We start from the raw sequence: 23,250 nt of genomic DNA, 5'->3' as shown, positions 1-23,250 counted from the left end.
TCACTTGTCACGGCTCAGCGCTAACGGCACGGCAAAGACGATCGCGATGAGCAGCAGAAAGGCTTCGATGGCAAAAACCATATTGTAGGGCGCCGCCACACCGGCGCCGAAGATACCGGGCATCGCCACCAGCCCGTCGCGCACCACACCGGCAAGGGCGACGCCAAGCCCGGCAGCCGTGGCCTGCACCGCGCCCCAGGCGCCGAGCGCAAGGCCGATCCGGTCCGCAGGGGCGGCGCGCATCGTTGCGGTGAGGGTGGCGTGGCCAAAAAGACCGATGCCGAATCCCACGACGTAAGTGCCGATCACGAACAGCGCGAACAGCGGCAGAAGCGAAGAATAGATGATCGCGGCAAAGCCTGGCACGCCGAGAATCGCCCCGATCAGACCGAGTCGCATCGGTTTCATGCCGTTGCCGAGCACGCGCGACGCCAGACCGAATCCGGTCAGCGTGCCAAAGGCGAAGAGCGCGGAAAGCTTCGTCGTCTCGCCCACGGTGAGCCCGAGCGCCTGCCCGCCATAGGGTTCAAGGAGCACGTCGGCCATGCCATAGGCGAAGGTTCCGAGCGCGATCACCGAGAGGAGCGGCAACATGCCACGGCGCGCCATCAGCTCGTTGAACGCTTGCCGAAAGCTCGGATGCACGGCGGCTTCCATCTCGCGGGCCCGCTCGCGGCTGAAGGTTTCCTGCCGCCAGAGCGCGACCATGTTGAGCGTTGCAGAAACGAGCGCCGTGCCCTGAATCACCTGAATCAAACGACCCGGCGTGTAATTTGCGAGCAGGAAGCCGTAGATCAGCGCGGCGGCGACGCTGCCGAAGAGCAGCATCACATACATAAGCCCCACAACTTTCGGATGGTCTTCTTCCTCGACGAGGTCGGTGGCGAGGGCGAGCCCCGCGGTCTGCACGATGTGAGCGCCCGCGCCGACCAGCAGGAAGGCGAGCGCCGCGGCGGAGATGCCGATCCAGCGCGGCGCATCATAGGATTCGCCAAAACCCGAGAGCACCAGAAGCGCGAAGGGCATGATCGCGAAGCCGCCGAACTGGTAGATCGTGCCTTTCCAGATCCACGGCACCCGCCGCAGACCGAGGGCGGATTTGTGGGTGTCGGACTTGAAGCCGATCAGCGTGCGGAAGGGCGCAAACAGCAGCGGCATCGCCAGCATGATCGAGACGACCGAGGCATGCACGCCGAGTTCGACAATCATCACCCGGTTGAGCGTGCCGGCCAGCAGCACCAGCGTCATGCCCACGGTGACTTGAAAGAGAGACAGCCGGAGAAGGCGGGAAAGAGGAACCTCTTCCGTAGCCACATCGGCAAAAGGGAGATACCTGGGACCGAAACGCGCCAGATTTTTCAGAGCGAAGTCACGGTAGCCCATGGGTGCCGCCCGAAGTAGAGAGGGGTATTAGGGGCGGGGGCCCCGGACGGAATGGGCCCACCGGTTTGCACCGGTGGGCCCAGACAGATTATTGGGCCACGACCACGGTCGGGGCGGCCATCGGCTTACCGTTCCAGTAGGCCGAGAACCAGTCGGTGTTGGCCATCAGGCCGGCGTGCAGCACGAGGGCGGTCACGGCCACGGCGCCGAGGAACAGCGGGATACCGGTCGAGGGTTTAACGACGGTCCAAACTTTGGCGTTGTTCATGGTATAACTCCTCTACCCGATTAGCCGAGCCACGGCGTGGCGATCGCCGAGAGGATGTGCGCAACGAGCGCCATCGCCCCGAACACACGGGTGCCATCGATCAGATAGCTGTGGATTTCTTCAGCTTCTTTCAGCGTCAGGCCGCTCGGCCCAGCTTTGTCGTCAGTCATGTCCCGAATCCTCCAAAAAACTGGGATCTCTCGAAGGCTTTCCCAAGTCTTCGCACCTTGCGATGCGAGCCTCAGCTTTTGCCTCCCCGCTACCACATCCGGACTGACGTGGCATCGTAGGGGCACTATGGGATCGGGAGGGGGGTCAGTTCAAGTGTAAAGTGTGGCTGACACTGCGGCAAATTCGGCATGTGCAGGCGTTCTCCGGAGGTGTTAAATGAAGCCTTTCAAACCTATGTTTTATAGATCTTGACGGCTGCGCAGTCGCTTCGATGGCGCATCGCTGCAGACGCGCTGACTCGCGGGTTTCGTCAATGAAGCAAGGCTGTTTCGCTGCGCAGCAGCCGTTCCGGCAGAGTGCCAGCACCGGAAGGGTTTCCCTCGGCCAGCAGAAGTGTAACGTCAGATATACATTTTTCTGCGTTGTGCTGTCGCAGCTTGATCGCTTCCGGCGGGCACCAGGGACGAAAAGCGCGCTTTGCGGGCGCAGAAATTCTGGGTCGAATTGTCGCGTTCAAAAAACTTCGAGCCGGGGGGTTGAAAGCCCATAAGAGCGTCCCCACCTCGCGATCATAAGCTGTCGTCAGCTTTGAAAGCCGATTCAGTCACCGAATCCTCCAAAGATGCGCCCAGGTGACAGAATCTCGCGGCTCTCCTCGCCGGACACGGGGAGAGCCGCACACAAAATCAGCAGATGCCGAGAATTACTTCACCCTGAGGGCGCTTCTGCCTCTCGCCCTGAATTTTACCCATTGATAAAATTTTGATCCGTGGCAGCGTTGGTCAAACAACAGCCAGGGAGGGTCCAGCCGTGACCACAAGCCAGTTCCAGCCCGGGATCATGCCCGGGCGTCTTCCGGCGGAAGACTATTGCCATGCCTTCGCCGATACCGCGCCACCCCTGACCGATCACGCGGCGCGCGTTGCGGCGGACCGATGCTACTTCTGTTACGACGCGCCTTGCACAACGGCCTGCCCCTCGGGGATCGACGTGCCGCTCTTCATCCGCCAGATCGCGACCGGCCAGCCCGAGGCGGCGGCGGTGACGATCCTGTCGCAAAACATCTTTGGCGGCCTCTGCGCCCGCGTCTGCCCGACCGAAACCCTTTGCGAAGGCGCCTGCGTGCGCGAGGTGGCCGAGGGCAAACCGGTGGAGATCGGCCTTTTGCAGCGCCATGCGACCGACAGGCTGCAGGCGGCGGGCGTCCATCCGTTCTCCCGCGCCGAACGCACCGATTTTTCGATCGCGGTGGTGGGGGCGGGCCCTGCCGGGCTTGCCTGCGCGCATCGCCTCGCGATGAAGGGGCACGAGGTCACTCTTTATGATGCGCGGCTGAAACCGGGCGGGCTCAATGAATATGGGATTGCGGCCTACAAGGCACCGGGCGGCTTTGCGGCAAAGGAAGTGGCTTGGCTTTTGCAGATCGGCGGCATCACTCTTCTTGAGAACTGGGCGCTTGGCCGCAATGGCACGCTCGCCGATCTGCTCGAAGACCATGATGCCGTGTTCCTTGGCATGGGGCTCGCGGGGGTGAATGCGCTGACGATCCCCGGCGCGGAACATGCGACCCCCGCCACCGATTTCATCGCCCATCTGCGCCAAAGCGAGGATCTGGCGACGTTGCCGATCGGGCGGCGGGTCGTGGTGATTGGCGGCGGCATGACGGCGGTGGATGCCGCGGTGCAGGCGAAACTCCTTGGCGCCGAGACCTCGACCATCGTTTACCGCCGCTCGCAACCCGAGATGCCCGCCTCGCTCCATGAGCAAGACCATGCGCAGACCCATGGCGTGCGGATCGTGCCCAATGCGACGCCGGTGGCGATCCGCAAGGATGAGGTGGGGTTTGAGGTTGAGTTTGCTCGCACCGCAACCCGCGACGGCACCATGACGTTGCTTGAGGACACGTTGCGGCTCAAGGCCGATCAGGTCTTCACCGCCATCGGCCAGACGCTCGGCCCGGTGCCCGAGGGGCTCACGATCACCGGCGGCAAGATCGCGATTGATGCGACAGGCCGCACCGGCCTTGCCAAGGTCTGGGCGGGGGGCGATTGCGCCTCCGGCGGCGAAGATCTGACCGTGACGGCATCGGCGCAGGGCCGCGACGCCGCCGAAGACATCCACGCTTTTCTGATGGGGGCCTGAGATGGCGAACCTTTCTTCCGAATTCATCGGCATCAAGTCGCCCAATCCGTTCTGGCTCGCCTCGGCGCCGCCGACCGACAAGGAATATAATGTGCGCCGCGCTTATGAGGCGGGCTGGGGCGGGGTGGTCTGGAAGACCTTGGGCATGGATGGCCCGCCCGTCGTCAACGTATCGGGGCCGCGCTACGGCGCGATCTACGGGCCGGACCGCACGCTTCTGGGGCTCAACAACATCGAGTTGATCACCGACCGCCCGCTTGAGGTGAACCTGCGCGAGATCAAGACGGTGAAGCGCGACTACCCGGACCGGGCGCTGGTCGTCTCCCTCATGGTGCCCTGCGATGAGGAGAGCTGGAAGTTCATCCTGCGCGAGGTCGAGAACACCGGCGCGGACGGGGTGGAGCTCAATTTCGGCTGCCCGCATGGCATGGCCGAGCGCGGCATGGGCGCGGCGGTGGGGCAGGTGCCCGAATATATCGAAATGGTCACGCGCTGGGTGAAGACCCATTCGCGCATGCCCTGCATCGTCAAGTTGACGCCGAATATCACCGATATTCGCAAGCCCGCCGAGGCGGCGCAACGTGGCGGCGCCGATGCGGTGAGCCTAATCAACACGATCAATTCGATCACCTCGGTCGATCTCGACCTTTTTGCCCCCGAGCCGACGATTGACGGCATGGGCACGCATGGCGGCTATTGCGGCCCCGCGGTCAAACCGATCGCGCTCAACATGGTGGCCGAAATTGCCCGCAACGCGGAAACCCGCAAGCTGCCGATCTCCGGCATCGGCGGCGTGACCACCTGGCGCGATGCCGCCGAGTTCATGGCGCTCGGCGCCTCGAATGTGCAGGTCTGCACCGCGGTGATGACCTATGGCTTCCGCATCGTCGAGGAGATGATCGCGGGGCTGAGCGCCTTCATGGATCAAAAGGGCTTCACCGCGACGTCTGAACTTGTCGGCCTTGCGGTGCCGAAGGTGACCGACTGGCAATATCTGAACCTCAACTACACCACCAAGGCGGTGATCAAACAGGAAGACTGCATCAAATGCGGTCGCTGCCATGTGGTCTGCGAAGATACCTCGCACCAAGCGATCGCCATGGCCGCTGACCGCACGGTGACGGTGAAGGATGAGGAGTGTGTCGCCTGCAATCTCTGTGTCGATGTCTGCCCGACGGGCTGCATCTCGATGCAGGAATTGCCCGTGGGCACGCTGGATCCGCGCACCGGGCGCCCGGTCGGCACGCCTCTGAACTGGACCGAGCATCCGAACAACCCCTCCGGTTCGGCGGCAGCCTGCGCGCGGGAACCGGCAGAATAAGGGTTTCGCCGCGCCAAGCGCGGCGACCCGGCGGGGGGCTGCCGCCCCCCGCACCCCCCGCTGGCTCCTGAACGACGACAGCGCAACATGTTCACGCATTGATGTCAGCCCCGGCGAAAGCCTGCCGAAGGGCGGTTTGGGCTGTCATGGTACAGCACCTCCCCCCGTGCTAGCGCAGGGGGAACGGGGTGTCGGAGGCCGGGGCCATGGGGATTGATGCGGTGATGCGGGCGAGCCGAAGGACCGGGCCCGCGCTTTTTGGGCTCGGCACCTTCTGGGGCGCCTTCGCGGCCTTTATCCCGGATTACAAACTGCGCGCGGGTGTGGAGGATGGGCTCTTCGGCGCGATGCTCCTTGCCTCCGCGCTTGGGGGCGTGGTGGCGATGGCGCTGGTAGCGCGGATCACGGCGCGGCTCGGGGCGCGGGCGCTTTCGGTGCTCGCCGTCGCGCTGGCGCTCGCCGCGCTGGCACCGCTTGCCATCGGCTCCGCCGCGACGCTGGCGCTGGCGCTTTTCGTCATGGGGGCGGCGATGTCGGCGCTCGATATCGCCGCCAATGTCGAGATTTCCGAGGCGGAGCACGACACCGGCCTGCCGTTGATGAACGGCAATCACGCGCTTTTCTCCTTCGGGCTTGGCGGCGCGGCGCTGCTGGTGGGGGGGTGGCGCAGTGCCGGGGGCGCGCCCGAAACGGTGCAACCGCTTTTGGCGCTGGGGCTTCTTGCGCTCGCCTGGAGGCTGCGCGCCGGGAGCGCCGCGCCGATGCCTGCGGTGCAAGAGGCGCCGGGCGCGCGCGTGGGCGCACCTTGGCGGGTGGTGCTGCCTGCGGCGGTGATCCTGTTTGCGGCCTTTGTCACCGAAAACACCACCGAGACATGGTCGGCCCTCTATCTTGAGCGCGGGTTGGGGGCGGCCTTGGGGGCCGGGGCGCTCGGGCCTGCGGTGTTCGGGCTCGTGATGGGCCTGTTCCGACTGGGCGGTCAGATGCTCGCCAGCCGGCTCGGCGAGGCGCGGCTCGTAGCGTTTTCGGCGGCCCTCGGTGTGCTTGGCGCAGTGCTCGCGGCCCTCGCGCAAAGCCTGCCGCTGGCTGTGCTCGGCCTTGGGCTGATCGGCATCGGTGCCGCGGTGGCCGTGCCCTCGACCAATGCGCTGCTGTGCCAGCGCGTGACCCGGGCCGAACGCGCGCGCGCACTCTCGCGCGCCTGGATGATCGGGTTCTCGGGCTTTTTCATTGGCCCCGTTGCGATGGGGGCACTCGCCGAAGGGATCGGCCTGCGCGGGATCTTCCTGTCGCTCGCGCTGGTGCTTGCGATGATCGGGCCGGGGCTCGCCGCCTTGCTGCGGGTGCCCCGGTGCCGTCTCGCTCAGGCATAAGTATCGAAGAACCCGTTCGGGATCAAAAGATTGTCGCGGCTCAGATCCTGCACCCGCTTCTCGCCGCACAGCGCCATCGAGATGTCGAGTTCCTTTTGCATCACTTCGAGCGCACGGGTCACGCCGGCCTCGCCCATCGCGCCCAGCCCGTAAACATAGGCCCGCCCGGCCATGGCCCCCTTGGCCCCGAGCGCCAGCGCCTTGAGAATGTCCTGGCCCGAGCGGATGCCGGAGTCGAGCCAGACCTCCGTCTTGCCGTCCACTGCCTTGAGGATCTCGGGCAGCATGCGGATCGAAGAGAGCGCTCCATCGAGCTGGCGCCCGCCATGGTTCGAGACGATGATCGCATCGGCGCCGAAATCGGCGGCCGCGCGGGCATCCTCGGCATCGAGCACGCCCTTGAGGATGAACTTGCCGCCCCATTGGTCACGGATGCGGGCGATCTTTGACCAATCGAGGCAGGGGTCGAACTGCTCCGCGGTCCAGCTGAAAAGCGAGGAGGCATCGGTCACGCCCTTGGCATGGCCAACGATATTGCCAAAAAAGCGCCGCTTGGTGCCGAGCATCTCAAGACCCCATCGGGTCTTTGTCGCCATGTTCAAAAGGTTGCGCGGCGTGAGCTTGGGCGGCGCGGAGAGGCCGTTTTTCAGATCCTTGTGGCGCTGGCCGAGAATTTGCAGATCGAGCGTCAGCACCAGCGCCGAGCAGCCCGCGCGTTTGGCCCGCGCAAGGATCGCGTCGACGAAGTCTTCGTCGCGCATGACGTAAAGCTGAAACCAGAACGGCGCGGGCGAATGGGCGGCCACATCCTCGATCGAACAGATCGACATGGTGGAAAGCGTGAAAGGCACGCCGAACTTTGCTGCCGCTCGCGCCGCCTTGATCTCGCCATCGGCGCGCTGCATGCCCAGAAGACCCACCGGGGAAAGCGCGAGCGGCATCGTCACCGGCTGTCCGGCCATGGTGGAGGCCGTCGAGCGGCCCGACATGTCGACGGCCACTTTCTGGCGCAGCCGGATCTGTGCGAAATCGGACACGTTCTCGCGGAAAGTCTGCTCGGTGTAAGAGCCGCTTTCGCAATAATCAAAGAACATCTTTGGCGTGCGCTTGCGGTGCAATGCCTTCAGATCGTCGATGCAGGTAATGACAGTCATAGCCCCTCCAACTGGTCAGGCGAACTTACCAATTGCTGTGCCAATTGCAAGCGGCGGGGCAAGACCGGACGGTGCTCCGCTTTGCATTCAGGCCGAATGCGCGCCCGCCGCGAGCGCCGCGACGGTTTTGAGCACCTCTGCCGGGCTCTTGCCCGCGCCGATTTCCTTCACGATCGCCGAGCCGATTACGCAGCCGTCGGCCACTGCGGCGATGGTGCGCGCGGCCTCGGGCGTCGAGATGCCAAAGCCGACGATCAGCGGCAGATCGGTCGCCGCCTTGATCCGCGCCACTTCCGGCGCGACATCGGCCACCTGCGCCGCCTGGCTTCCGGTGATGCCGGTCACCGAGACGTAATAGACAAAGCCCGAGGTATTCTGCAGCACTTTGGGCAGGCGCTTTTCATCGGTCGTGGGTGTGGCGAGGCGGATGAAGTTGATCCCCACCTCCGCCGCGGGCAGGCACAGTTCCTCATCTTCCTCGGGGGGCAGGTCAACGACGATCAGCCCGTCGATTCCGGCCGCTTTCGCATCGGCGAGGAATTTCGGCACGCCGCGGTTATAGATCGGGTTGTAATAGCCCATCATCACGATCGGCGTGGTATCATCGCTCTTGCGGAACTCCGCCACCATGTCGAGGGTCTTTTGCAGGGTTTGCCCGCCGTCGAGCGCGCGTTGGCCGGCAAGCTGGATCGTCGGGCCATCCGCCATCGGGTCGGTGAAGGGAAGGCCCAGCTCGATCACATCAACCCCCGCCGCGGGCATGCCGCGCAAGATCTCCATCGAGGTCTCACGGTCCGGGTCGCCCGCCATGATATAGGCGACAAAGGCTTTCTTGCCCTCGGCCTTCAGCGCGGCGAATTTGGCGTCGATACGAGTCATGGTCTTCCCCCGGAAATGCTCATCGCGGTTTGAGCGAAGCCTGCGGGAAAATCAATGGCGAAAGGGCCGCGCTTGCGTTGCCGCCCGCCCCCGCGTATGAGGCCGCAAGCAATCAGGGCAAGCAACAGGAGAGTGTCATGGGCTTTCGCATGGGGATCGTGGGCTTGCCGAACGTGGGCAAGTCGACGCTGTTCAACGCATTGACGAAAACCGCCGCGGCGCAGGCGGCGAACTTCCCCTTCTGCACCATCGAGCCCAATGTGGGCGAGGTGGCGGTGCCCGACCCGCGCCTTGACACGCTCGCCGAGATCGCGGGCTCGAAGCAGATCATCCCGACGCGGATGACCTTTGTCGATATTGCGGGCCTTGTGAAAGGCGCCTCCAAGGGCGAGGGTCTGGGCAACCAGTTTCTGGCCAATATCCGCGAGACCGATGCCATCGCCCATGTGCTGCGCTGTTTCGAAGACGGCGATGTGACGCATGTTGAGGGCCGGGTCGATCCCTTGGCGGATGCCGAGACGATCGAGACCGAGCTGATGATCGCGGACCTTGAAAGCCTTGAAAAGCGGCTCGCCAATATCGCGCGCAAGATCAATGCGGGCGACAAACAGGCCAAGGAAGATGCGCGGCTGATGCTGGCCGCGAAAGAGGCGCTTGAGGCCGGTCGCCCCGCGCGCACCGTCAAGGTGGCGGACGACGACCGCAAGGCCTGGGGCATGCTGCAACTGCTCACCGCCAAGCCGGTGCTTTACGTCTGCAACGTCGAGGAAGAAAACGCGGCCAAAGGCAATGCGCAATCCGAGCGCGTGGCGGCGATGGCGCGCGAAAGCGGCGCGGCGGCGGTGGTGATTTCGGCCAAGATCGAGGAAGAGATTTCTCAGCTCGAGGCCGAGGAAGCGGCGATGTTCCTTGAAGAGTTGGGCCTGCACGAGCCGGGGCTTGATCGGCTCATCCGCGCCGGTCACGACCTTCTGGGCCTGCAGACCTATTTTACCGTGGGCCCGAAAGAGGCGCGCGCCTGGACCATTCGCAAGGGCACCCTTGCCCCCGCCGCCGCGGGTGTGATCCACGGCGATTTCGAGCGCGGCTTCATCCGTGCCGAAACCGTGGCTTACGAAGATTACGTGCAATACCGCGGCGAGGTGGGCGCCAAGGAGGCGGGCAAGTTCCGCGTCGAGGGCAAGACCTACGAAGTCCAGGACGGTGACGTGCTGCACTTCCTGTTCAACGCATAATTATCCGGCAAGCGCGGCGCGCAGGCTTTCACATTCCCTGAGTGCGGCACTGGCGGGCTCGGCGGCAAAGGCGGCTTCGGCCTTTTCAAGCGCCGCTTCCGCCCCGGCGGTGTCGCCCTTTGCCAGCGCCACGCGGGCGAGGCCGATATGGTTCGCGCCCGCCCGGTAATCTGCGAAATCGCGGCTCCCAAGGGTGCGCGCCGCCTCGAAATCCGCCTCTGCCCTGTCTGCCCATTGCGTGTCCGGCAAAAGTCCGGCGAGCGCCAGATGCGCAAGCCCTCGGGCATGCAAAAGCCGCGCGCGGGGGGCGGGGGCGGAAGTGTCTTCAAGCGCTTCGGCAAAATCTTCGAGGGCGGTGAAAAGGAGCGCCTCGTCCTTTCTCACCTCGCCCAGATGACGGCGCGCAATGGCATGATTGGCCCGCGCCGCGGCGGCATCCTGTGCGTGCTCTTCACCTTTGAGCGCGTCAAAGACATCGTCAAACATCTTGATCGCTTCCTCGATCTCGACATTGTCCTGCGCCATCCGCCCGAGCGCCGCCCTCACATTGGCGAGTGCGCTCGTGGCATTGGCCCATTCGACCGGATGGGCCTGCGCATTGAAGACTTCCAGGACGTTGCCATAGGCCTTCACGGCCTTTTTCAGCATCGCCCCGTCCTGATGACGCAGGCCGATGAGTTCGGAAATGCCGCCGAGGTTATGCTGCGCATAGGCCCAGTTCTCCGGCTGCTTGGTGCGGACCGCAGCCTTGGCGGCGGCGGCAAAAAGATCGGCGGCAAGGTCGAGATGCTTGCGGCCGGGGCGGAACTGGCCGATCACCTGATGGCAATTGGCAAGGCTCGTCTGCGCCTGACCGAGATCGCGGCCCTTGGCACGTTTCATCAGCGCTTTCGCGATCTCCAGCGCGACGAGCAGCCGCCAGGGGTCGTTTTCGGCCTCGCCCGCCTCAAGCTCGGCATAAAGCAGCTCCACAGCGGCGCGGATCACGCCCCCCGCAGGCGCGGCCGCCTTCAGCGCTTCAAGGTGGCGCGCCGCGGCACGCTCGGTGGCGTTGCAGATCCGGTCCTGCCGGAACGCGGCCGCACTGAGCGTCTCGCCCGCCGCCGTGAGCCGCGCGGCGGCCTCCTCGCGCGCGCCTTGATCGTTGAGTGCGGCCACCTCGGCCAGCACCGCGCTGCCCGCGGCCTTCGTTTCGGCCGCAGCGGCGAGCGCGCCGCGCAGCGCCGTCGCGGCAAGGTCGGGCGCGGAGAATCGCCCCGCGGCGAGATCCGCCGCTAAGGCCTCGACCAGCGGCTCCGCGCCTCCGGCTTCCCTGCCCAGCCTGACCAGCCCTGCCTTCAGCGCGTTCTCTGCCTCAGCTCCCACGGTCCGTTCCTCGTCTGCCGATTATCCATTCCCGCCAGCACTTTCGCGCCCGCATGCGGGGGGAGACTAGCGCAAGCGCCGCAGCCTTGATACCGGCTTCCTCTGGGTGATTTCGGCGCAGCCCCTTTGCGCGCCGGTTCACCCGTTTTTGCCTTGCCAAAATTGGGCTCCGGCGCTATGCGCAAGCCCTCACGGGCCCACACCCTTGGAGGGGGCCCTTTTTTTTATTGGAGATACCAGATGGCCAAAGAGATCGAAACTCTCGAAGCCGAGGTGCGCACGGGGACGGGCAAGGGGGCCGCTCGCGCAGCACGTCGTGAGGGCAAGGTGCCCGGCATCGTTTATGGCGATGGCAAGGAACCGCTCGCGATCAACCTCGACTACAACAAGCTGCTCACCCGCCTGCGCAAGGGCCGCTTCCTGTCGACGCTGTTCAACCTGCACATCGACGGGCAGGAAGATGTGCGCGTGATCTGCCGCGGCGTGCAAAAAGACGTGGTGAAGGATCTGCCGACCCACATCGACTTCATGCGCACCCACCGCGCCTCGCGCATCAACCTGTTCATCCACGTGAACTTCGACAATGCCGAAGCGAGCCCCGGCCTGAAGCGTGGCGGCACGCTGACGATCGTGCGCCCCGAGGTGGAGCTTGAAGTGATGGCCGGCGATATCCCGGATCACATCACCGTGGACCTGAGCGGCCGCAACATCGGCGAAGTCATCCACATCAATGACATCCCGCTTCCGGAAGGCTGCAAGCCGACGATCGACCGCAACTTCGTCGTGGCCAATATCACCGCGCCTTCGGGTCTGGTGTCGTCGGACAACGAAGAAGCCCAGGCCTGATCGGGGCTTCGCAGGAACAATCGCTGACGCCGGGCCCTGGGTCCGGCGTTTTCGTTTTGAGCGCCCGCCGTCCAAGGCGCCTTTTCCCTTCGACTTGAGGCAAATATCCAGGGGGTGAATTCGGCGCAGCCGAAGAGGGGGCTGGCCCCCTGCGCCCCTCACCGCTAGAACCGCGACCAAAGGAGAGACGCCATGCAGCTTTGGGTCGGCCTCGGCAATCCCGGTGCGAAATATGCCGCGAACCGGCACAATATCGGCTTCATGGCGGTGGATCGGATCGCCGCAGACCACGGCTTTGCGCCTTGGAAAAAAGCGTTTCAGGGGCAGGTGAGCGAGGGTCGGTTCGGCGCGGCCCGGGTGCTGCTGCTCAAGCCAGAGACCTTCATGAACCTGTCGGGCCAGTCGGTGCGGGCGGCGGCGGATTTCTACAAAGTGCCGGTCGAGGCGATCACCGTGTTCCATGACGAGCTTGACCTCGCGCCGGGCAAATGCCGACTCAAGACCGGCGGCGGGCATGCGGGTCATAACGGGTTGCGCTCGATCCATCAGCATATGGGCGAGGCCTATGCGCGGGTGCGGCTCGGCATTGGCCATCCGGGGGACAAGACCCGGGTGGCGGGCTATGTGCTCTCGGATTTCGCCAAGGCCGAGGCGGACTGGCTCGATGATCTGATGCGCGGGATCTCGGACGGCGCTCCGGCGCTCGCGGCGGGGGAGGGCGCAAAATTCCTCAATGCCGTGGCGCTGAGGATGGCGCCGCCGCGCGCTTCCACCGGCACGCGCCCCGATGCGGGGCGGGCGAAACCCGAGCCGAAAGGGACGCTTGAGCCGAAGCCCGACCTCCCGGCCGACGATACCCGGTCGGCGCTTGAAAAGCTCGCCGACCGGTTCAAGCGCTAAGCCTCACCAATGCCCGGTATTGGGCATCGAGAGCCACGGCTCGGCCGGCGCGCGCGACGCGCCTTTTTGCAAAAGCTCGATCGAGGCATTGTCGGGGCTGCGCACAAAGGCCATGCGGCCATCGCGCGGCGGGCGGTTGATCGTGACGCCATTGGCCTGCAGATGCGCGCAGATCGCGTAAATATCTTCGACCTCATAGGCGAGATGGCCGAAATGGCGGCTGTCTGAGGGCAGGCCCGCGTCGCCATCCCAGTTGTAGGTCAACTCGACCGGGCATTCCTCCTGCCCTTCGGGCGCCATGAAGACGAGCGTGAACCGGCCCGCCTCGCTTTCGATGCGGCGCGTCTCGCGCAGGCCCAAAAGGGCAAAGAATGCGATCGAGCGCTCCAGGTCGAGCACCCGCAACATCGTGTGCAGGTAACGGATCTGCATCGGTTTTCTCCTTATGTCGGTGGCGCGAGTGTAGTCCCGCGCGCCCCGGCGGCAAGGTCAGAACACCGATTTCACTCCGAGGGTGAGGCCGAATTCGCGGCTGTCATAGAGCAGGTGGTTGGAGCGGTTGCGGCTGTAGCTGGCGCCGATCTCGGGGGCAAAGCCCATATATTGCACGCGCGGCAGCACGGCGGAGACACCAAGATCGAGCTTGCGATCTTCCCGGCCGGTGTCGTAATCGCGCGCCTCAAGCCCGAGATCGAAGCGGAACGCCGTGCCGAAAAGCGGGCGCGCAAGGTCGTAGCCAAACCCGATCCGCCCGCCGGTATAGGCGCTGGCCTCGGCAGACGAGAGCATCTGGATCGCCTGCCCCGAAAGCCGCAGCCGTCCCGGCGCGCCGGCATGGGCGTAGCTGAGCCCGAGGCTTTGCGCCGTGCCCGAGCGCTCGGGCGCATCAAGCCGGTGCTGCCGTTCGACGCCAACCTCGGCACGCAGGGCATCGCGCGGCGCAAGGCGAAAATCCTTGGCGAGCCCGAGCCCGAGCCGGTTGGTGAGCGCCGCACCGCCATAAGTGTCGTGGCGCGCGCTCACCCAGCCTTCCCAAGGCGCGCGCCAGCCTTCGGGCAGGCCCCGGTAAATCAGCGCGGTGTTGAGGGTCCAGAAGTCGTAATCCGACCCGTTCACGCCGGGCGCACGCTCTTTCGCGCTGCCTGAAAGGCGGTTCACCGTGCCGTCGAGCCCGGCGGCAAGGGTCCATTGGCTGCGGGCCGTTTCCGCAAAGCGGTAGCTCAGATCGGCGCCAAGCCGCGTTTGCAGCCCCGAAAGGGCCTGCAATTCGGCGGGCATCGGCAGGGTGTAGGGGCCAAAGTTGATGCTTTCGGTCAGCGTGCCGCCGTTGATGTTGGAGACGGGCCGCACCGAGAAAGAGAGCGACCAGCGCAGCTTCTGCATCGGTTCGAGCCCGTGCAGGGCGCGCAGGGCGAGGCTTTGATGCGCCGCATCGGGGGCAAAATAGGCGGCGCGGCGCAGCCAGCCCCGCGCGGCGCCGATCTGCGCGCGCTTGAACGCGCTTTCGGCGGCGATCATCGCCGCATCGTGGCGCGCGGGGCCGCGGGGCGCATCGCGATAGGCGCGCCGGGCATTAGCGCCCGCGGCGGCAAAATCGCCCGAGGCGTATTCCGCCGCGGCAAGGATCATCCGCGCCACGGTGTCTTCCGGGTCGCGCTGCAAAAGCGCGCGCGCCAACCCGCTGGCAAGCGGCCCATCCTTGGCGCGATGCGCGGCCAGCGCCAGCGCGCGCGCCTGTGCCGGGCTCAGCGCCTCCTGCGCGGGCAGGGGCGGGGCCACGAGCGCAAGCAGGCCCGCGAGAGCCGCCGAGCGAAGGCGCAGCCTGCCGGGCATCTCAGGGCCGGATCAGCGAGACCTGGTCGATCACGAAAGCCCCGGTCTCGCGCACATTGACGTCGGCATCGAGCGCATCGGGCCCTTCCAGCACGAGCACGCCGGCGACCTGATCGCCATCCGTGCCGCCAAAGATCCCCGCCAGCGTGCCGCTCGCCCCGGTGGCCGTGTCGCCATAGCCCTCGCTGATCGTCGTCTGCGCAATCACGCCGCCCTCGTGCTGCGTGTCGGCCACCACGAGGCTCGGCAGCGCGCCGAGCACGGCCCCGTTCGCATCATAGGCAACGCGGTTGCCCACCGTGGTCGAAATCGCGCCGGTATCGTCGAAATCCTCGAAATCGATGACCATCTGGACATCGCCGGTCGAAAACCCGTGCGCTCCGCCGCCCTCGTAGATGCGGATGCCCTGATAGGAGCCCTGATAGGTCGCCTGGGCATCGGTGGGCAGGTCGACATTGCCGGTGCCGCGGAACATCGTGCCCGAATAGCCGTAATCGACATAGCTGTCGGTGGCGGCCACGCTGGCGGCGGTGAGCGTGTTGGTGCCCTGCACATAAAGCGCGTAATAGGTCCGCGCGCCATTGGCGTTGCGATAGACCTGCTGGCCGCCGACCGTCAGCCCGTCCACCTTCTGATAGGTGCCGTCAAGGTCGAAGGGCAGGTTGTTGATATGGATCTCGTCCTTCGTCGCGTCATAGCTGAAGGCATTGGCCTCATCCATGCACACGATGGTGGTGCCGTCGCAGACCCCGCCCGAGGGGGCGGCCGCGCTGTCGTCGCCGCCTGCCGGTCCGGTGATCGCCGCGCCGCCGCAGCCCACCAAACCCAGCAAAGCCACGAGTGGCAAAGCCTGTCTGATCATTTTATATCTTTCGTTTACTGCTCGCTTTGCCCTCAACCTGCCGAAACGGGCCTGAAAAGTCAATTTCGTTCAAATTTTCCGGACCCTGCGGGCCTGCGCGTGCCCGGGGGGTGACACCTTGGCCGGCCTCTCCCCGCGCGCCACATGATCTCGCGGTTCCGTGAGGCGCCTTGGCCAGATATAGTCTCTGCGATTCTGTCTCTGGAGGCCCCCATGTCGCTCACCCCCGAACAACGCGCCGAGATCGCCGCGCAACGCGAAGCCGCCACGCCCACGCTGCGCACCACCTCCCCCGGTATGGAGGCGCGGCTCTACACCGCGCATGACGTGCTCGACCACGGGCTGATCCGCGTGATCGACTATATGGGCGACGATGCCGCGATCTGTCAGGCGGCGCGGGTCAGCTACGGGCGCGGCACCAAGGCGGTGTCGGATGACCGCGGGCTGATCCGCTATCTGATGCGGCACTGGCATTCGACGCCCTTCGAGATGTGCGAGATCAAGGTGCATGTGAAGCTGCCGGTGTTCGTGGCGCGGCAATGGATCCGCCACCGCACCGCCAATGTGAACGAATATTCCGCGCGCTATTCGATTTTGGACCGGGAGTTCTACATCCCCGCGCCCGACCAGCTTGCCGCGCAATCGGTGGTGAACAATCAGGGCCGCGGCCAGCTTCTCGAGGGGGCGGAGGCGGCGCGCGTGCTCGATTTGCTGCGCGAGGATGCGATGCGCGCCTATGACCATTACGAGGACATGCTGACGCCCGACGCAGACACCGGCAAGCTTGGCCTTGCGCGGGAACTGGCGCGGATGAACCTGCCCGCGAACATCTATACGCAATGGTATTGGAAGATCGACCTGCACAACCTGTTCCACTTCCTGCGCCTGCGCGCCGATGTGCATGCGCAATACGAGATCCGGGTCTATGCGCAGGTGCTGTGCGAGATCGTGAAGGATTGGGTGCCGCAGGCCTATGAGGCGTTCGAAGATTACCGCCTTGGCGCGGTGAGCGTGTCGTCCAAGGCGAAAGAGGTGCTCAAGCGGCGCCTTGCGGGCGAAGCGGTGACACAGGAAACCTCCGGCATGTCGAAAGGCGAATGGCGCGAGTTTGTGGAGGAGTGGGGGTGAGGCGCGGCCCCGGACGCATGTCCGGGGTGGAAACGCTCCGGTGGATTATGTCTTCTTATTCGTATCGTTGAGGTTATTGTGAACGACGAAGTTGATGTATTAAAATTCTCCGAAACACTGCTTCCCGAGATAAGATACCTTTATCAAAGGGCCGTTTCGGATACATCTGGATTCGATGAAGGATTACCTTCTGGAGGGCTCTCTGCGAAAGAAGTTCTGCGGGCGCACTTTTGTATTGTTGATTATTTCTTGAGGGAAGGAGAAGGAGAAGGCGTTGGTGGTTTCGGTCCAAAGGATATTGGTCTTTTATTGTCTGCTGTTGCGAGGCCTTACGCCGAGTTTTCGGGGGTTCTCAAGTGGAATTCCATACAGGAGAAAGCTGCCACACTTCTATTTGGTCTTGTTAAAAATCATCCGTTTCATGATGCGAACAAGAGAACGGCTTACCTTAGCTCTGTTCACTATCTTTACTCGAATGGTTTCCAAGTGACCGCCACTCCGAAGGAGTTGGAGGATTTGACTGTGCAGGTTGCCGAAAACGAATTGAGGAAATTTCCTCGTTGTCGTGATTTGGCAAAGCGCAGTGATGATCCGGAAATTGAGTATCTCGCATGGTTTTTCAGAAAGAATACCCACCATGTCGATCGAACCCAATACTTGGTAACTTATCGGGAGTTGGAAAGCATTTTGAAGCGTTATGATGTTTTTATGGAAAACCCAAATAACGGTTACATTGATGTAGTTCGTTGGGAGGATGTCGAAATGCCTCGTCGTAGCTTTTTTTCAAAGAGAGAAAAGACAAGGGAGAGGCGTAAGGTTTGTTCTATAGGCTTCCCGGGGTGGTCGAAAGTGGTTGGGCGAGGGCGACTGAAGCACATACGTGAGCAACTCGGTTTGACGCCCGAAAATGGCGTTGATTCACTGTCTTTCTTTAAGGATGTTGATGATATGCGGGGCCTAATCGGGCAATATGAAGATGCTTTGCGGCGCCTTGCATATCGTTGATTTATTTTTTGACCCGCTGCCTCGCAACCTTTGCCACTCCCTCGGGTCGGGCGCTGCCCTTGATCTGCCTCAGTGATTGCCGCGCGGGTGCCGTCACACTCCGTAATAGTCTCGATACCAGTCCACAAAGGCTTGCACGCCTTCGGGGACGCGGGTTTTGGGGGTGTAGCCGGTGAGGCGCTCAAGCAGCGTCGTGTCGGCCCAGGTGGCGGGCACGTCTCCGGGCTGCATCTCCATCAGGTTGCGCGTGGCCCGCTTGCCCGTCGCCGCCTCGATTGCCGCGATGTAATCGACAAGCTGCACGGGCTCTGAATTTCCGATATTCACCACCCGGAACGGCGCCACCGGGGAGAGGCTGTCGCCGTCTGCCACCACGCCCGCTTCGGGGCGCACCGGCACCGCCTCGATCAGAAGCATGATCGCGGCGACGAGATCGGTGACATAGGTGAAGTCGCGCTTCATGTCGCCGTGGTTATACACGTCGATCGCGCGGCCCTCGAGGATCGCCTTGGTGAATTTGAACAGCGCCATGTCGGGCCGGCCCCAGGGCCCGTAAACGGTGAAGAAGCGGAACATCGTCACCGGCAGGCCAAACAGATGCGCATAGGAATGCGCCATCGATTCGGTCGCCTTTTTGGTGGCGGCGTAAAAGCTCATCTGATGGTCGGCCTTTGCCGTCTCGGCATAGGGCATCACGGTATTGGCGCCATAGGCCGAGGAGGTGGAGGCCAGAAGCATATGCGCGGGCGGAAAGGCGCGCGCGGCTTCCAGGATCTCGAAAGTGCCGGTGATATTGCTCTCCAGGTAGGAGCGCGGGTTCTCGATCGAGTAGCGCACGCCCGCCTGCGCCGCGAGATGGATCACCACATCGGGGCGATGCGCCTCGAACAGCCCCATCATCCGGCCGGGCGTCTCGACACTGTCATTGACGATGGTAAAGCCCTGATCTTGCATCAGCATTGCCTGACGGCGCTGCTTCAGCCGGACATCGTAATAATCGTTGAGATTGTCGATCCCGACCACGCGCCAGCCCGCGGCCAGAAGCGCCTGCGCGAGGTGATAACCGATAAAGCCTGCTGCCCCGGTGACCAGCGCGGTGCGGGGAGGGGCGGCGGGTGCTGCGGTCATCGGGCGCTCCTTGATGGGATCACATCACGGTTTCTGGGCCGGTTTTGTCGCCGATGCAAGCCGGGCCGCCGGAAACGGGCCGGGCCGGATGGCGGGCACAACTTGCAGTTTATAAGGCGTGTCTTTCCTGTCGCACTCTGGTTGAAAAGTTGTTAATCTCCCCGCTGTGAGAAGCTTTTGTGACAGCGTAGCGATCGGAGAGAGCGTGGGAACGCACAGCCGCCCTCGAGACCTTGTACCGCGCGCCTGTGCAAGATCGGGCTCCGATCTGCTGGGCTGGCGGCTCTGTGCGGGGGCCGAAGGGCTCTCAGTCGTGCTTCAGGGCGAGCCAAGCGAGCCGCCGATGCCGCTTGCCTCCTTCGCCGAGGCGTTCATTGCCGCCGACCAGCCTCGCGTGATCGCTTTTCTTGAGGCGCAGGCGGCGCGGGTGCCGCATCTGGCGCTCTGGCCGGGGTCCGGCGGGGCAGGGCGCAGGACCGGCGGCCCGCGGGCGCCGCTGTCGGGGCCGCCGGTGGCCAGCTTGCAAGGCCGCATGCACTGGGATCTCGCGGGCGACGAGGTGGTTTTGACAAGCCTCGAAGTGGGCGCGGCGGATCCGCCCGGTTGCGGCTGGCTGTTACGTCTTGATACCGCCTTTGCCGTGGCGCGCGGCGCGCTGGAGCGGATCGCGGTGACGCCCGCGCAGTGCTTTTCCATCACCTATCCCGAACGCCGGCTGGAGGTCTCGGCCCCCTGGAAGGCGCGGCTCGGCTATGAGGCGGATGACCTCCCCGATTTCTCGCTCGACGACTGGGCGCAGCTGAGCCATCCCGACGATATCGCCGCTTTTGACCGGGCCGATGCCCAGGCCCGGCTGCGCGCGGGCGAGACGGTGCAGATCCTGTCGCGGTTGCGCCATCGCAACGGCGAATGGATCAGCGTGCTCTCCCACAGTCGTGCGGTGCGCTGGCGCGTCACCGGCGAGCTGAGCCGGGTGATTGGCTGCGATATCGAGATCTCGGCGGTTTCGCTGCTTGAGGATGCCTCGATCGAAGCGTCGCTCGCGCGCGAACGCGACCGGCTGGCGCATCTGCTCGATGTGTTGCCCACCGGCAAGATCGTGCTCGACAGCGCCGGGCAGGTGGTGTTTTGCAACCCCGAGGCGGGCACGCTTCTGGGGCTTGGCCTGAAGGAGAGCGTGGGCTTGCGGCTCGGCGATCTGCTGGCGCCCGAGGAGGGGCGCGAGGAGCTCGAAGAGGCGCTGGGCGAGCCCGATAGCTTCTCCCAGCTGCGCGTGCATCGACGTCGCGCCAGCAAACGGCAGGTGCTGCAGCTCGATATCGCGCCTTTGCCTGACCCGAGCTTCCGGTCCCGTCAGCTGGTGTCGCTGAGCGATGTCACCCAGCTCTTCGACCTCCAACGCCAGCTTGAATACTCGATCGAGAACGCCCGGTTCATTGCCACGCATGATCTGATGACGGGCCTTCCGGACCGGTTCCTGCTGATGCGCCGACTGGAAGAGAGCGTGCGGCGCGCCCGGGTGCTCGGGCAGCCGATCGCCGTTCTGGCGCTGGAATTCGACAATTACCGACTGATCCATGATACGCTCGGCCATGAGACTGCGGGCCAGCTGATCAAGCTCGCGGCGAAGCGGCTCGAAACGGGCCTGCCCGAGGGAGCGGTGCTCGCGCGGGTGAACGAGGGCGAATTCGTGATCCTGTTGCCCGGAACGGAGGGGTGTGCGGCCGAGGCGCGCGGGTGGGAACTTGTGCGCGCCTTCACCCGGCCGCTCCACTTGCCGCAACGGCAGTTCTTCCTCACGGCCTCGGTTGGGGTGAGCCTGTTTCCCAGAGATGGCGAGGGTGCCGAGGCGCTGATGCGCACCGCCGATATGGCGATGCATCAATCCCAGGCGCGCGGTCGCAATACCGTGACACGGTTCTCGCCCGAGCTTGGCGCAGAATTCGAGCGCCGCAGCGCGGTGGCGCAGGCGCTGCATCGCGCACTCGAAGCGGGCCGGTTCGAGCTCCATCTGCAACCGAAATTCGAGGTTGTCGCGGAGCCCACCCTCCGGCACTGGACCGTCGCCGGGGTGACGGTGCGGCTCGCCGGGGCAGAGGCGCTTTTGCGGCTCACCGATGCCGAGCTTGGCGCGGTCTCGCCGGGCGAGTTCATCCCGGTGGCCGAGGTCGATGGCCTGGTCTGCGCGATCGACCGCGACGTGATGCGGCTCGCAGGCGCGATGCTCACGGGCTGGGCGTCGCGCGGCCTTTCGCTGCCTGTGGCGGTGAACATCAACGCTGCCACGCTCGACGATCCGCAGCGCGCCGACCTGGCGCGGGAGCTGGCGCGGGCGGGGCTCGCCCCGCATCAGGTGATCATCGAACTCACGGAGACCGGAATTGCCCAGCCGATTGCCGCGCGCCAGCGCAACCTGCGCCAGCTCGAGGCGGCCGGGTATCGCATTTCCGTGGATGATTTCGGGACCGGGCAGTCGGCGCTCGGTGCGCTTCAGGATCTGCCGGTGACCGAGCTGAAGATCGACCGCTCCTTTGTCAGCGCGCTCGACGGACCGGAGCCCGAACGCGCTCTGGCGATCGTGCGGGCGATTCTGGCGATGGCGCAGGCGCTCGGGCTGAAGGCGATTGCCGAAGGCGTCGAGACGGAGGCGCAGTTCGAGATCCTGCGCGGCGCGGGGTGCACGCTGATGCAGGGGTTCCTGCTTGGCCGGCCGGTCGATCTGGCTCAGTTCGAAGCGCTTTATCTGCAGCCCGAGCCGGTGCCTTGCGCTCCGGCTTTGGCCACCAGCTGCGAGGAGGAGCGCCCATGACCTCCCCGCCGCATCGGCTTAATCGTCCCGACACGCCCGAATCGCGCGCGCGCTGGTTGCATGAAACCGGCGGGCTCAGTGTCGAGGAGATCGGCTGGCGGCTGGGCCTTCCGGCGGCGCGGGTGAAGGCGCTCCTTGAGGCCGGGGCCGTGCAGGCGGTGAAGCTGCCGGGGGGCGCAAGCGGGGCGCGGCTGATGCGCCAGCTCTCGCATCAGTTGCGCGACAGCTACGGGCTGCGCGCGGTGCATCTGGCCCCTCTCGGTCCGGGCGAGAGCGATCCCTTGCCCGCGATCGCCGCCACCGCGGCGCGCTGGCTGACGCGGCTTGTGCAATCGCGCGAGGCGCCGAAAGTGGTCGGGCTGACGCATGGGCGCAGCCTTGCGGCGATGGTGCGGCAACTGCCCGAAATCCATGCCCCCGATTTGCGTTTTGTCTCGCTCGCAGGAGATCTGACGCGCGCGCATACCGCCTATCCGCATGCGGTGATGAGCCATCTCGCGCAGCGTTTTGGCGCGCAGGCCTTTCCGTTGCCGGCAACGCTCTATGTCTCGAGCCCCGAGGAGCGCGCCGAGCTGATGGCGCTGCCGATGGTGGCACGGGTGATGGCGCTGATGCGGGAGGCGGATCTCTGGATCGTCGGCATCGGCAGTGTTTCGGTCGAGAACCAGTTGATGGGCACCGGCATGTTGCAGACGGACGGGCTCGACGAGCTGGCCGGTCGCGACGCTGAATGCGAGGTGCTTGGGCGGTTTTTTGACGGTGCGGGCCATGAGCTCGACACCCGGATCGCGCGCTGCACGCTGGCGCCCGAGGCGGCCGATTTCGCGCGGCACCGGCTGGTCGGGCTGGCTGGCGGGGCGGAAAAGGTGGGGCCGATCCGGGCCGCGCTCCGGGGCAGGCTGGTGCAGGAGCTGATCACCGACAGCCAGACTGCAGTGGCCCTGCTCACGCCTGAGGCACGGGTGGAATATGCGCTTTTGCTGGAATGATTGCGCCTGTCCGAAGGGCCGGGCGGCGGAGCGTCAAGAAATCCGTCTGGTTGATGCTTCTGTGCTTGACGGGGGCGCGCGGGATGCGTAGAAGCCACCGCACGCCCGGGCTATGGTCTGGGAGAAATGCGCGGTTGTAGCTCAGTTGGTTAGAGTACCGGCCTGTCACGCCGGGGGTCGCGGGTTCGAGCCCCGTCAACCGCGCCACTTTCCAAGGCCCCTGCCTCCCGGCGGGGGCCTTTGGTTTTGCGCATTGGGGATGCACGGCGCCCGGCGCGGTGTTTTGGTTTCGCGCTTGACGGCCCCTCTGCCAGCCGCTAATCAGCCCGTCATCGCGCGGTTGTAGCTCAGTTGGTTAGAGTACCGGCCTGTCACGCCGGGGGTCGCGGGTTCGAGCCCCGTCAACCGCGCCACTTCCTCTCTCAATGCTGGACCCTTGCGCTCCGCTCGCGTATCACG

The 23,250-nt window shown here is 64.8% G+C and carries 20 protein-coding genes and 2 tRNA genes; 12 read left to right on the top strand and 10 right to left on the bottom strand.

Annotation, left to right across the window (positions count from 1 at the left end; translation table 11 throughout):
* The 3 genes from CRO22_RS00685 to CRO22_RS00675 all read right to left on the bottom strand — a co-directional run bounded on the left by CRO22_RS00685 (window position 1) and on the right by CRO22_RS00675 (window position 1,821).
* Window positions 1-1,383, bottom strand: coding sequence for a PucC family protein (locus tag CRO22_RS00685; RefSeq protein WP_097068190.1), 1,383 nt, complete (start codon window positions 1,381-1,383; stop codon window positions 1-3).
* A gap of 88 nt (window positions 1,384-1,471) precedes the next feature.
* Window positions 1,472-1,651 carry a light-harvesting protein gene (locus CRO22_RS00680; RefSeq protein ID WP_097068189.1) on the bottom strand — a complete coding sequence of 60 codons (180 nt, stop codon included), beginning with the start codon at window positions 1,649-1,651 and terminating at the stop codon, window positions 1,472-1,474.
* 20 nt (window positions 1,652-1,671) lie between these two features.
* Complete coding sequence (locus CRO22_RS00675) at window positions 1,672-1,821, bottom strand: light-harvesting protein (protein ID WP_097068188.1); 150 nt, start codon at window positions 1,819-1,821, stop codon at window positions 1,672-1,674.
* Window positions 1,822-2,632: 811 nt separating this feature from the next.
* On the opposite strand from CRO22_RS00675, the gene CRO22_RS00670 reads away from it, so the two are divergent.
* From CRO22_RS00670 to CRO22_RS00660, 3 genes are all read left to right on the top strand, one after another.
* On the top strand, window positions 2,633-3,964 hold the full coding sequence (locus CRO22_RS00670) for an NAD(P)-dependent oxidoreductase (protein WP_097068187.1): 1,332 nt from the start codon (window positions 2,633-2,635) through the stop codon (window positions 3,962-3,964).
* Between the two features lies 1 nt (window position 3,965).
* Window positions 3,966-5,285: an NAD-dependent dihydropyrimidine dehydrogenase subunit PreA gene (gene preA / locus CRO22_RS00665; protein ID WP_097068186.1), complete on the top strand. Its 1,320-nt coding sequence runs from the start codon at window positions 3,966-3,968 to the stop codon at window positions 5,283-5,285.
* A gap of 206 nt (window positions 5,286-5,491) precedes the next feature.
* On the top strand, window positions 5,492-6,658 hold the full coding sequence (locus tag CRO22_RS00660) for an MFS transporter (protein ID WP_097068185.1): 1,167 nt from the start codon (window positions 5,492-5,494) through the stop codon (window positions 6,656-6,658).
* Here the strand turns inward: CRO22_RS00660 and CRO22_RS00655 are convergent.
* Together CRO22_RS00655 and trpA are read right to left on the bottom strand one after the other, a co-directional pair.
* A complete protein-coding gene (locus CRO22_RS00655) occupies window positions 6,649-7,812 on the bottom strand; it encodes an alpha-hydroxy acid oxidase (RefSeq protein WP_097068184.1) in 1,164 nt (387 codons plus the stop codon). The genes CRO22_RS00660 and CRO22_RS00655 overlap by 10 nt on opposite strands.
* Before the next feature lie 87 nt (window positions 7,813-7,899).
* Complete coding sequence (trpA, locus tag CRO22_RS00650) at window positions 7,900-8,691, bottom strand: tryptophan synthase subunit alpha (protein WP_097068183.1); 792 nt, start codon at window positions 8,689-8,691, stop codon at window positions 7,900-7,902.
* 137 nt (window positions 8,692-8,828) lie between these two features.
* Between trpA and ychF the strand changes: the two genes are divergently transcribed.
* Complete coding sequence (gene ychF, locus CRO22_RS00645; RefSeq protein ID WP_097068182.1) at window positions 8,829-9,926, top strand: redox-regulated ATPase YchF; 1,098 nt, start codon at window positions 8,829-8,831, stop codon at window positions 9,924-9,926.
* Here ychF and CRO22_RS00640 read toward each other — a convergent pair whose 3' ends face one another.
* Window positions 9,927-11,291, bottom strand: a complete 1,365-nt coding sequence (locus CRO22_RS00640) for a hypothetical protein (RefSeq protein ID WP_097068181.1) — start codon at window positions 11,289-11,291, stop codon at window positions 9,927-9,929.
* A 240-nt stretch (window positions 11,292-11,531) separates the two neighbouring features.
* On the opposite strand from CRO22_RS00640, the gene CRO22_RS00635 reads away from it, so the two are divergent.
* Both CRO22_RS00635 and pth read left to right on the top strand, forming a co-directional pair.
* Window positions 11,532-12,137 (top strand): 50S ribosomal protein L25/general stress protein Ctc, encoded by a 606-nt coding sequence (locus tag CRO22_RS00635; RefSeq protein ID WP_097068180.1) that lies wholly within the window; start codon window positions 11,532-11,534, stop codon window positions 12,135-12,137.
* Window positions 12,138-12,329: 192 nt separating this feature from the next.
* Window positions 12,330-13,037 carry an aminoacyl-tRNA hydrolase gene (gene pth, locus CRO22_RS00630; protein ID WP_097068179.1) on the top strand — a complete coding sequence of 236 codons (708 nt, stop codon included), beginning with the start codon at window positions 12,330-12,332 and terminating at the stop codon, window positions 13,035-13,037.
* Between the two features lie 3 nt (window positions 13,038-13,040).
* On the opposite strand, the gene CRO22_RS00625 is transcribed toward pth, so the two are convergent.
* Genes CRO22_RS00625 through CRO22_RS00615 form a run of 3 tightly spaced genes read right to left on the bottom strand, consistent with a single transcriptional unit; the run spans window position 13,041 to window position 15,732 of the window.
* The gene (locus CRO22_RS00625) at window positions 13,041-13,469 is read right to left on the bottom strand and encodes a VOC family protein (protein WP_097068178.1); all 429 of its coding nucleotides are present in this window, start codon (window positions 13,467-13,469) and stop codon (window positions 13,041-13,043) included.
* 57 nt (window positions 13,470-13,526) lie between these two features.
* Window positions 13,527-14,870, bottom strand: a complete 1,344-nt coding sequence (locus CRO22_RS00620; protein WP_097068177.1) for a hypothetical protein — start codon at window positions 14,868-14,870, stop codon at window positions 13,527-13,529.
* Between the two features lies 1 nt (window position 14,871).
* Window positions 14,872-15,732, bottom strand: coding sequence for a hypothetical protein (locus CRO22_RS00615; protein ID WP_097068176.1), 861 nt, complete (start codon window positions 15,730-15,732; stop codon window positions 14,872-14,874).
* Window positions 15,733-15,945: 213 nt separating this feature from the next.
* Between CRO22_RS00615 and thyX the strand changes: the two genes are divergently transcribed.
* Together thyX and CRO22_RS00605 are read left to right on the top strand one after the other, a co-directional pair.
* A complete protein-coding gene (gene thyX, locus CRO22_RS00610) occupies window positions 15,946-16,860 on the top strand; it encodes an FAD-dependent thymidylate synthase (RefSeq protein ID WP_097068175.1) in 915 nt (304 codons plus the stop codon).
* Between the two features lie 78 nt (window positions 16,861-16,938).
* Window positions 16,939-17,865 (top strand): type II toxin-antitoxin system death-on-curing family toxin, encoded by a 927-nt coding sequence (locus CRO22_RS00605; protein ID WP_176518506.1) that lies wholly within the window; start codon window positions 16,939-16,941, stop codon window positions 17,863-17,865.
* 93 nt (window positions 17,866-17,958) lie between these two features.
* On the opposite strand, the gene CRO22_RS00600 is transcribed toward CRO22_RS00605, so the two are convergent.
* Window positions 17,959-18,993, bottom strand: a complete 1,035-nt coding sequence (locus CRO22_RS00600) for an SDR family NAD(P)-dependent oxidoreductase (protein WP_097068173.1) — start codon at window positions 18,991-18,993, stop codon at window positions 17,959-17,961.
* Between the two features lie 205 nt (window positions 18,994-19,198).
* Between CRO22_RS00600 and CRO22_RS00595 the strand changes: the two genes are divergently transcribed.
* The 4 genes from CRO22_RS00595 to CRO22_RS00580 all read left to right on the top strand — a co-directional run bounded on the left by CRO22_RS00595 (window position 19,199) and on the right by CRO22_RS00580 (window position 23,204).
* Window positions 19,199-21,802: a putative bifunctional diguanylate cyclase/phosphodiesterase gene (locus tag CRO22_RS00595; RefSeq protein WP_141399396.1), complete on the top strand. Its 2,604-nt coding sequence runs from the start codon at window positions 19,199-19,201 to the stop codon at window positions 21,800-21,802.
* A complete protein-coding gene (locus CRO22_RS00590; RefSeq protein ID WP_097068171.1) occupies window positions 21,799-22,791 on the top strand; it encodes a sugar-binding transcriptional regulator in 993 nt (330 codons plus the stop codon). The genes CRO22_RS00595 and CRO22_RS00590 overlap by 4 nt, the downstream gene beginning before the upstream one ends.
* A 130-nt stretch (window positions 22,792-22,921) precedes the next feature.
* A tRNA-Asp gene (locus CRO22_RS00585) sits at window positions 22,922-22,998 on the top strand.
* Between the two features lie 129 nt (window positions 22,999-23,127).
* Window positions 23,128-23,204 (top strand) — tRNA-Asp (locus CRO22_RS00580).
* Window positions 23,205-23,250 lie beyond the last annotated feature (46 nt).

The organism is Rhodobacter maris (genome assembly GCF_900217815.1).
GTDB lineage: Bacteria > Pseudomonadota > Alphaproteobacteria > Rhodobacterales > Rhodobacteraceae > Rhodobacter > Rhodobacter maris.
The sequence above is the reverse complement of the archived record's forward strand: the minus strand, read 5'-3'. Positions and strand labels throughout refer to the sequence as shown.

Excerpts from the sequence above, each read along its gene's own strand:
- CRO22_RS00620 (WP_097068177.1), bottom strand. The coding sequence starts at position 14,870 with ATGCCCGGCAGGCTGCGCCTTCGCTCGGCGGCTCTCGCGGGCCTGCTT.
- CRO22_RS00675 (WP_097068188.1), bottom strand. The coding sequence starts at position 1,821 with ATGACTGACGACAAAGCTGGGCCGAGCGGCCTGACGCTGAAAGAAGCT.
- CRO22_RS00655 (WP_097068184.1), bottom strand. The coding sequence starts at position 7,812 with ATGACTGTCATTACCTGCATCGACGATCTGAAGGCATTGCACCGCAAG.
- CRO22_RS00680 (WP_097068189.1), bottom strand. The coding sequence starts at position 1,651 with ATGAACAACGCCAAAGTTTGGACCGTCGTTAAACCCTCGACCGGTATC.
- CRO22_RS00600 (WP_097068173.1), bottom strand. The coding sequence starts at position 18,993 with ATGACCGCAGCACCCGCCGCCCCTCCCCGCACCGCGCTGGTCACCGGG.
- CRO22_RS00635 (WP_097068180.1), top strand. The coding sequence starts at position 11,532 with ATGGCCAAAGAGATCGAAACTCTCGAAGCCGAGGTGCGCACGGGGACG.
- CRO22_RS00590 (WP_097068171.1), top strand. The coding sequence starts at position 21,799 with ATGACCTCCCCGCCGCATCGGCTTAATCGTCCCGACACGCCCGAATCG.
- ychF (WP_097068182.1), top strand. The coding sequence starts at position 8,829 with ATGGGCTTTCGCATGGGGATCGTGGGCTTGCCGAACGTGGGCAAGTCG.
- CRO22_RS00660 (WP_097068185.1), top strand. The coding sequence starts at position 5,492 with ATGGGGATTGATGCGGTGATGCGGGCGAGCCGAAGGACCGGGCCCGCG.
- trpA (WP_097068183.1), bottom strand. The coding sequence starts at position 8,691 with ATGACTCGTATCGACGCCAAATTCGCCGCGCTGAAGGCCGAGGGCAAG.
- pth (WP_097068179.1), top strand. The coding sequence starts at position 12,330 with ATGCAGCTTTGGGTCGGCCTCGGCAATCCCGGTGCGAAATATGCCGCG.
- preA (WP_097068186.1), top strand. The coding sequence starts at position 3,966 with ATGGCGAACCTTTCTTCCGAATTCATCGGCATCAAGTCGCCCAATCCG.
- thyX (WP_097068175.1), top strand. The coding sequence starts at position 15,946 with ATGTCGCTCACCCCCGAACAACGCGCCGAGATCGCCGCGCAACGCGAA.
- CRO22_RS00615 (WP_097068176.1), bottom strand. The coding sequence starts at position 15,732 with ATGATCAGACAGGCTTTGCCACTCGTGGCTTTGCTGGGTTTGGTGGGC.
- CRO22_RS00685 (WP_097068190.1), bottom strand. The coding sequence starts at position 1,383 with ATGGGCTACCGTGACTTCGCTCTGAAAAATCTGGCGCGTTTCGGTCCC.
- CRO22_RS00625 (WP_097068178.1), bottom strand. The coding sequence starts at position 13,469 with ATGCAGATCCGTTACCTGCACACGATGTTGCGGGTGCTCGACCTGGAG.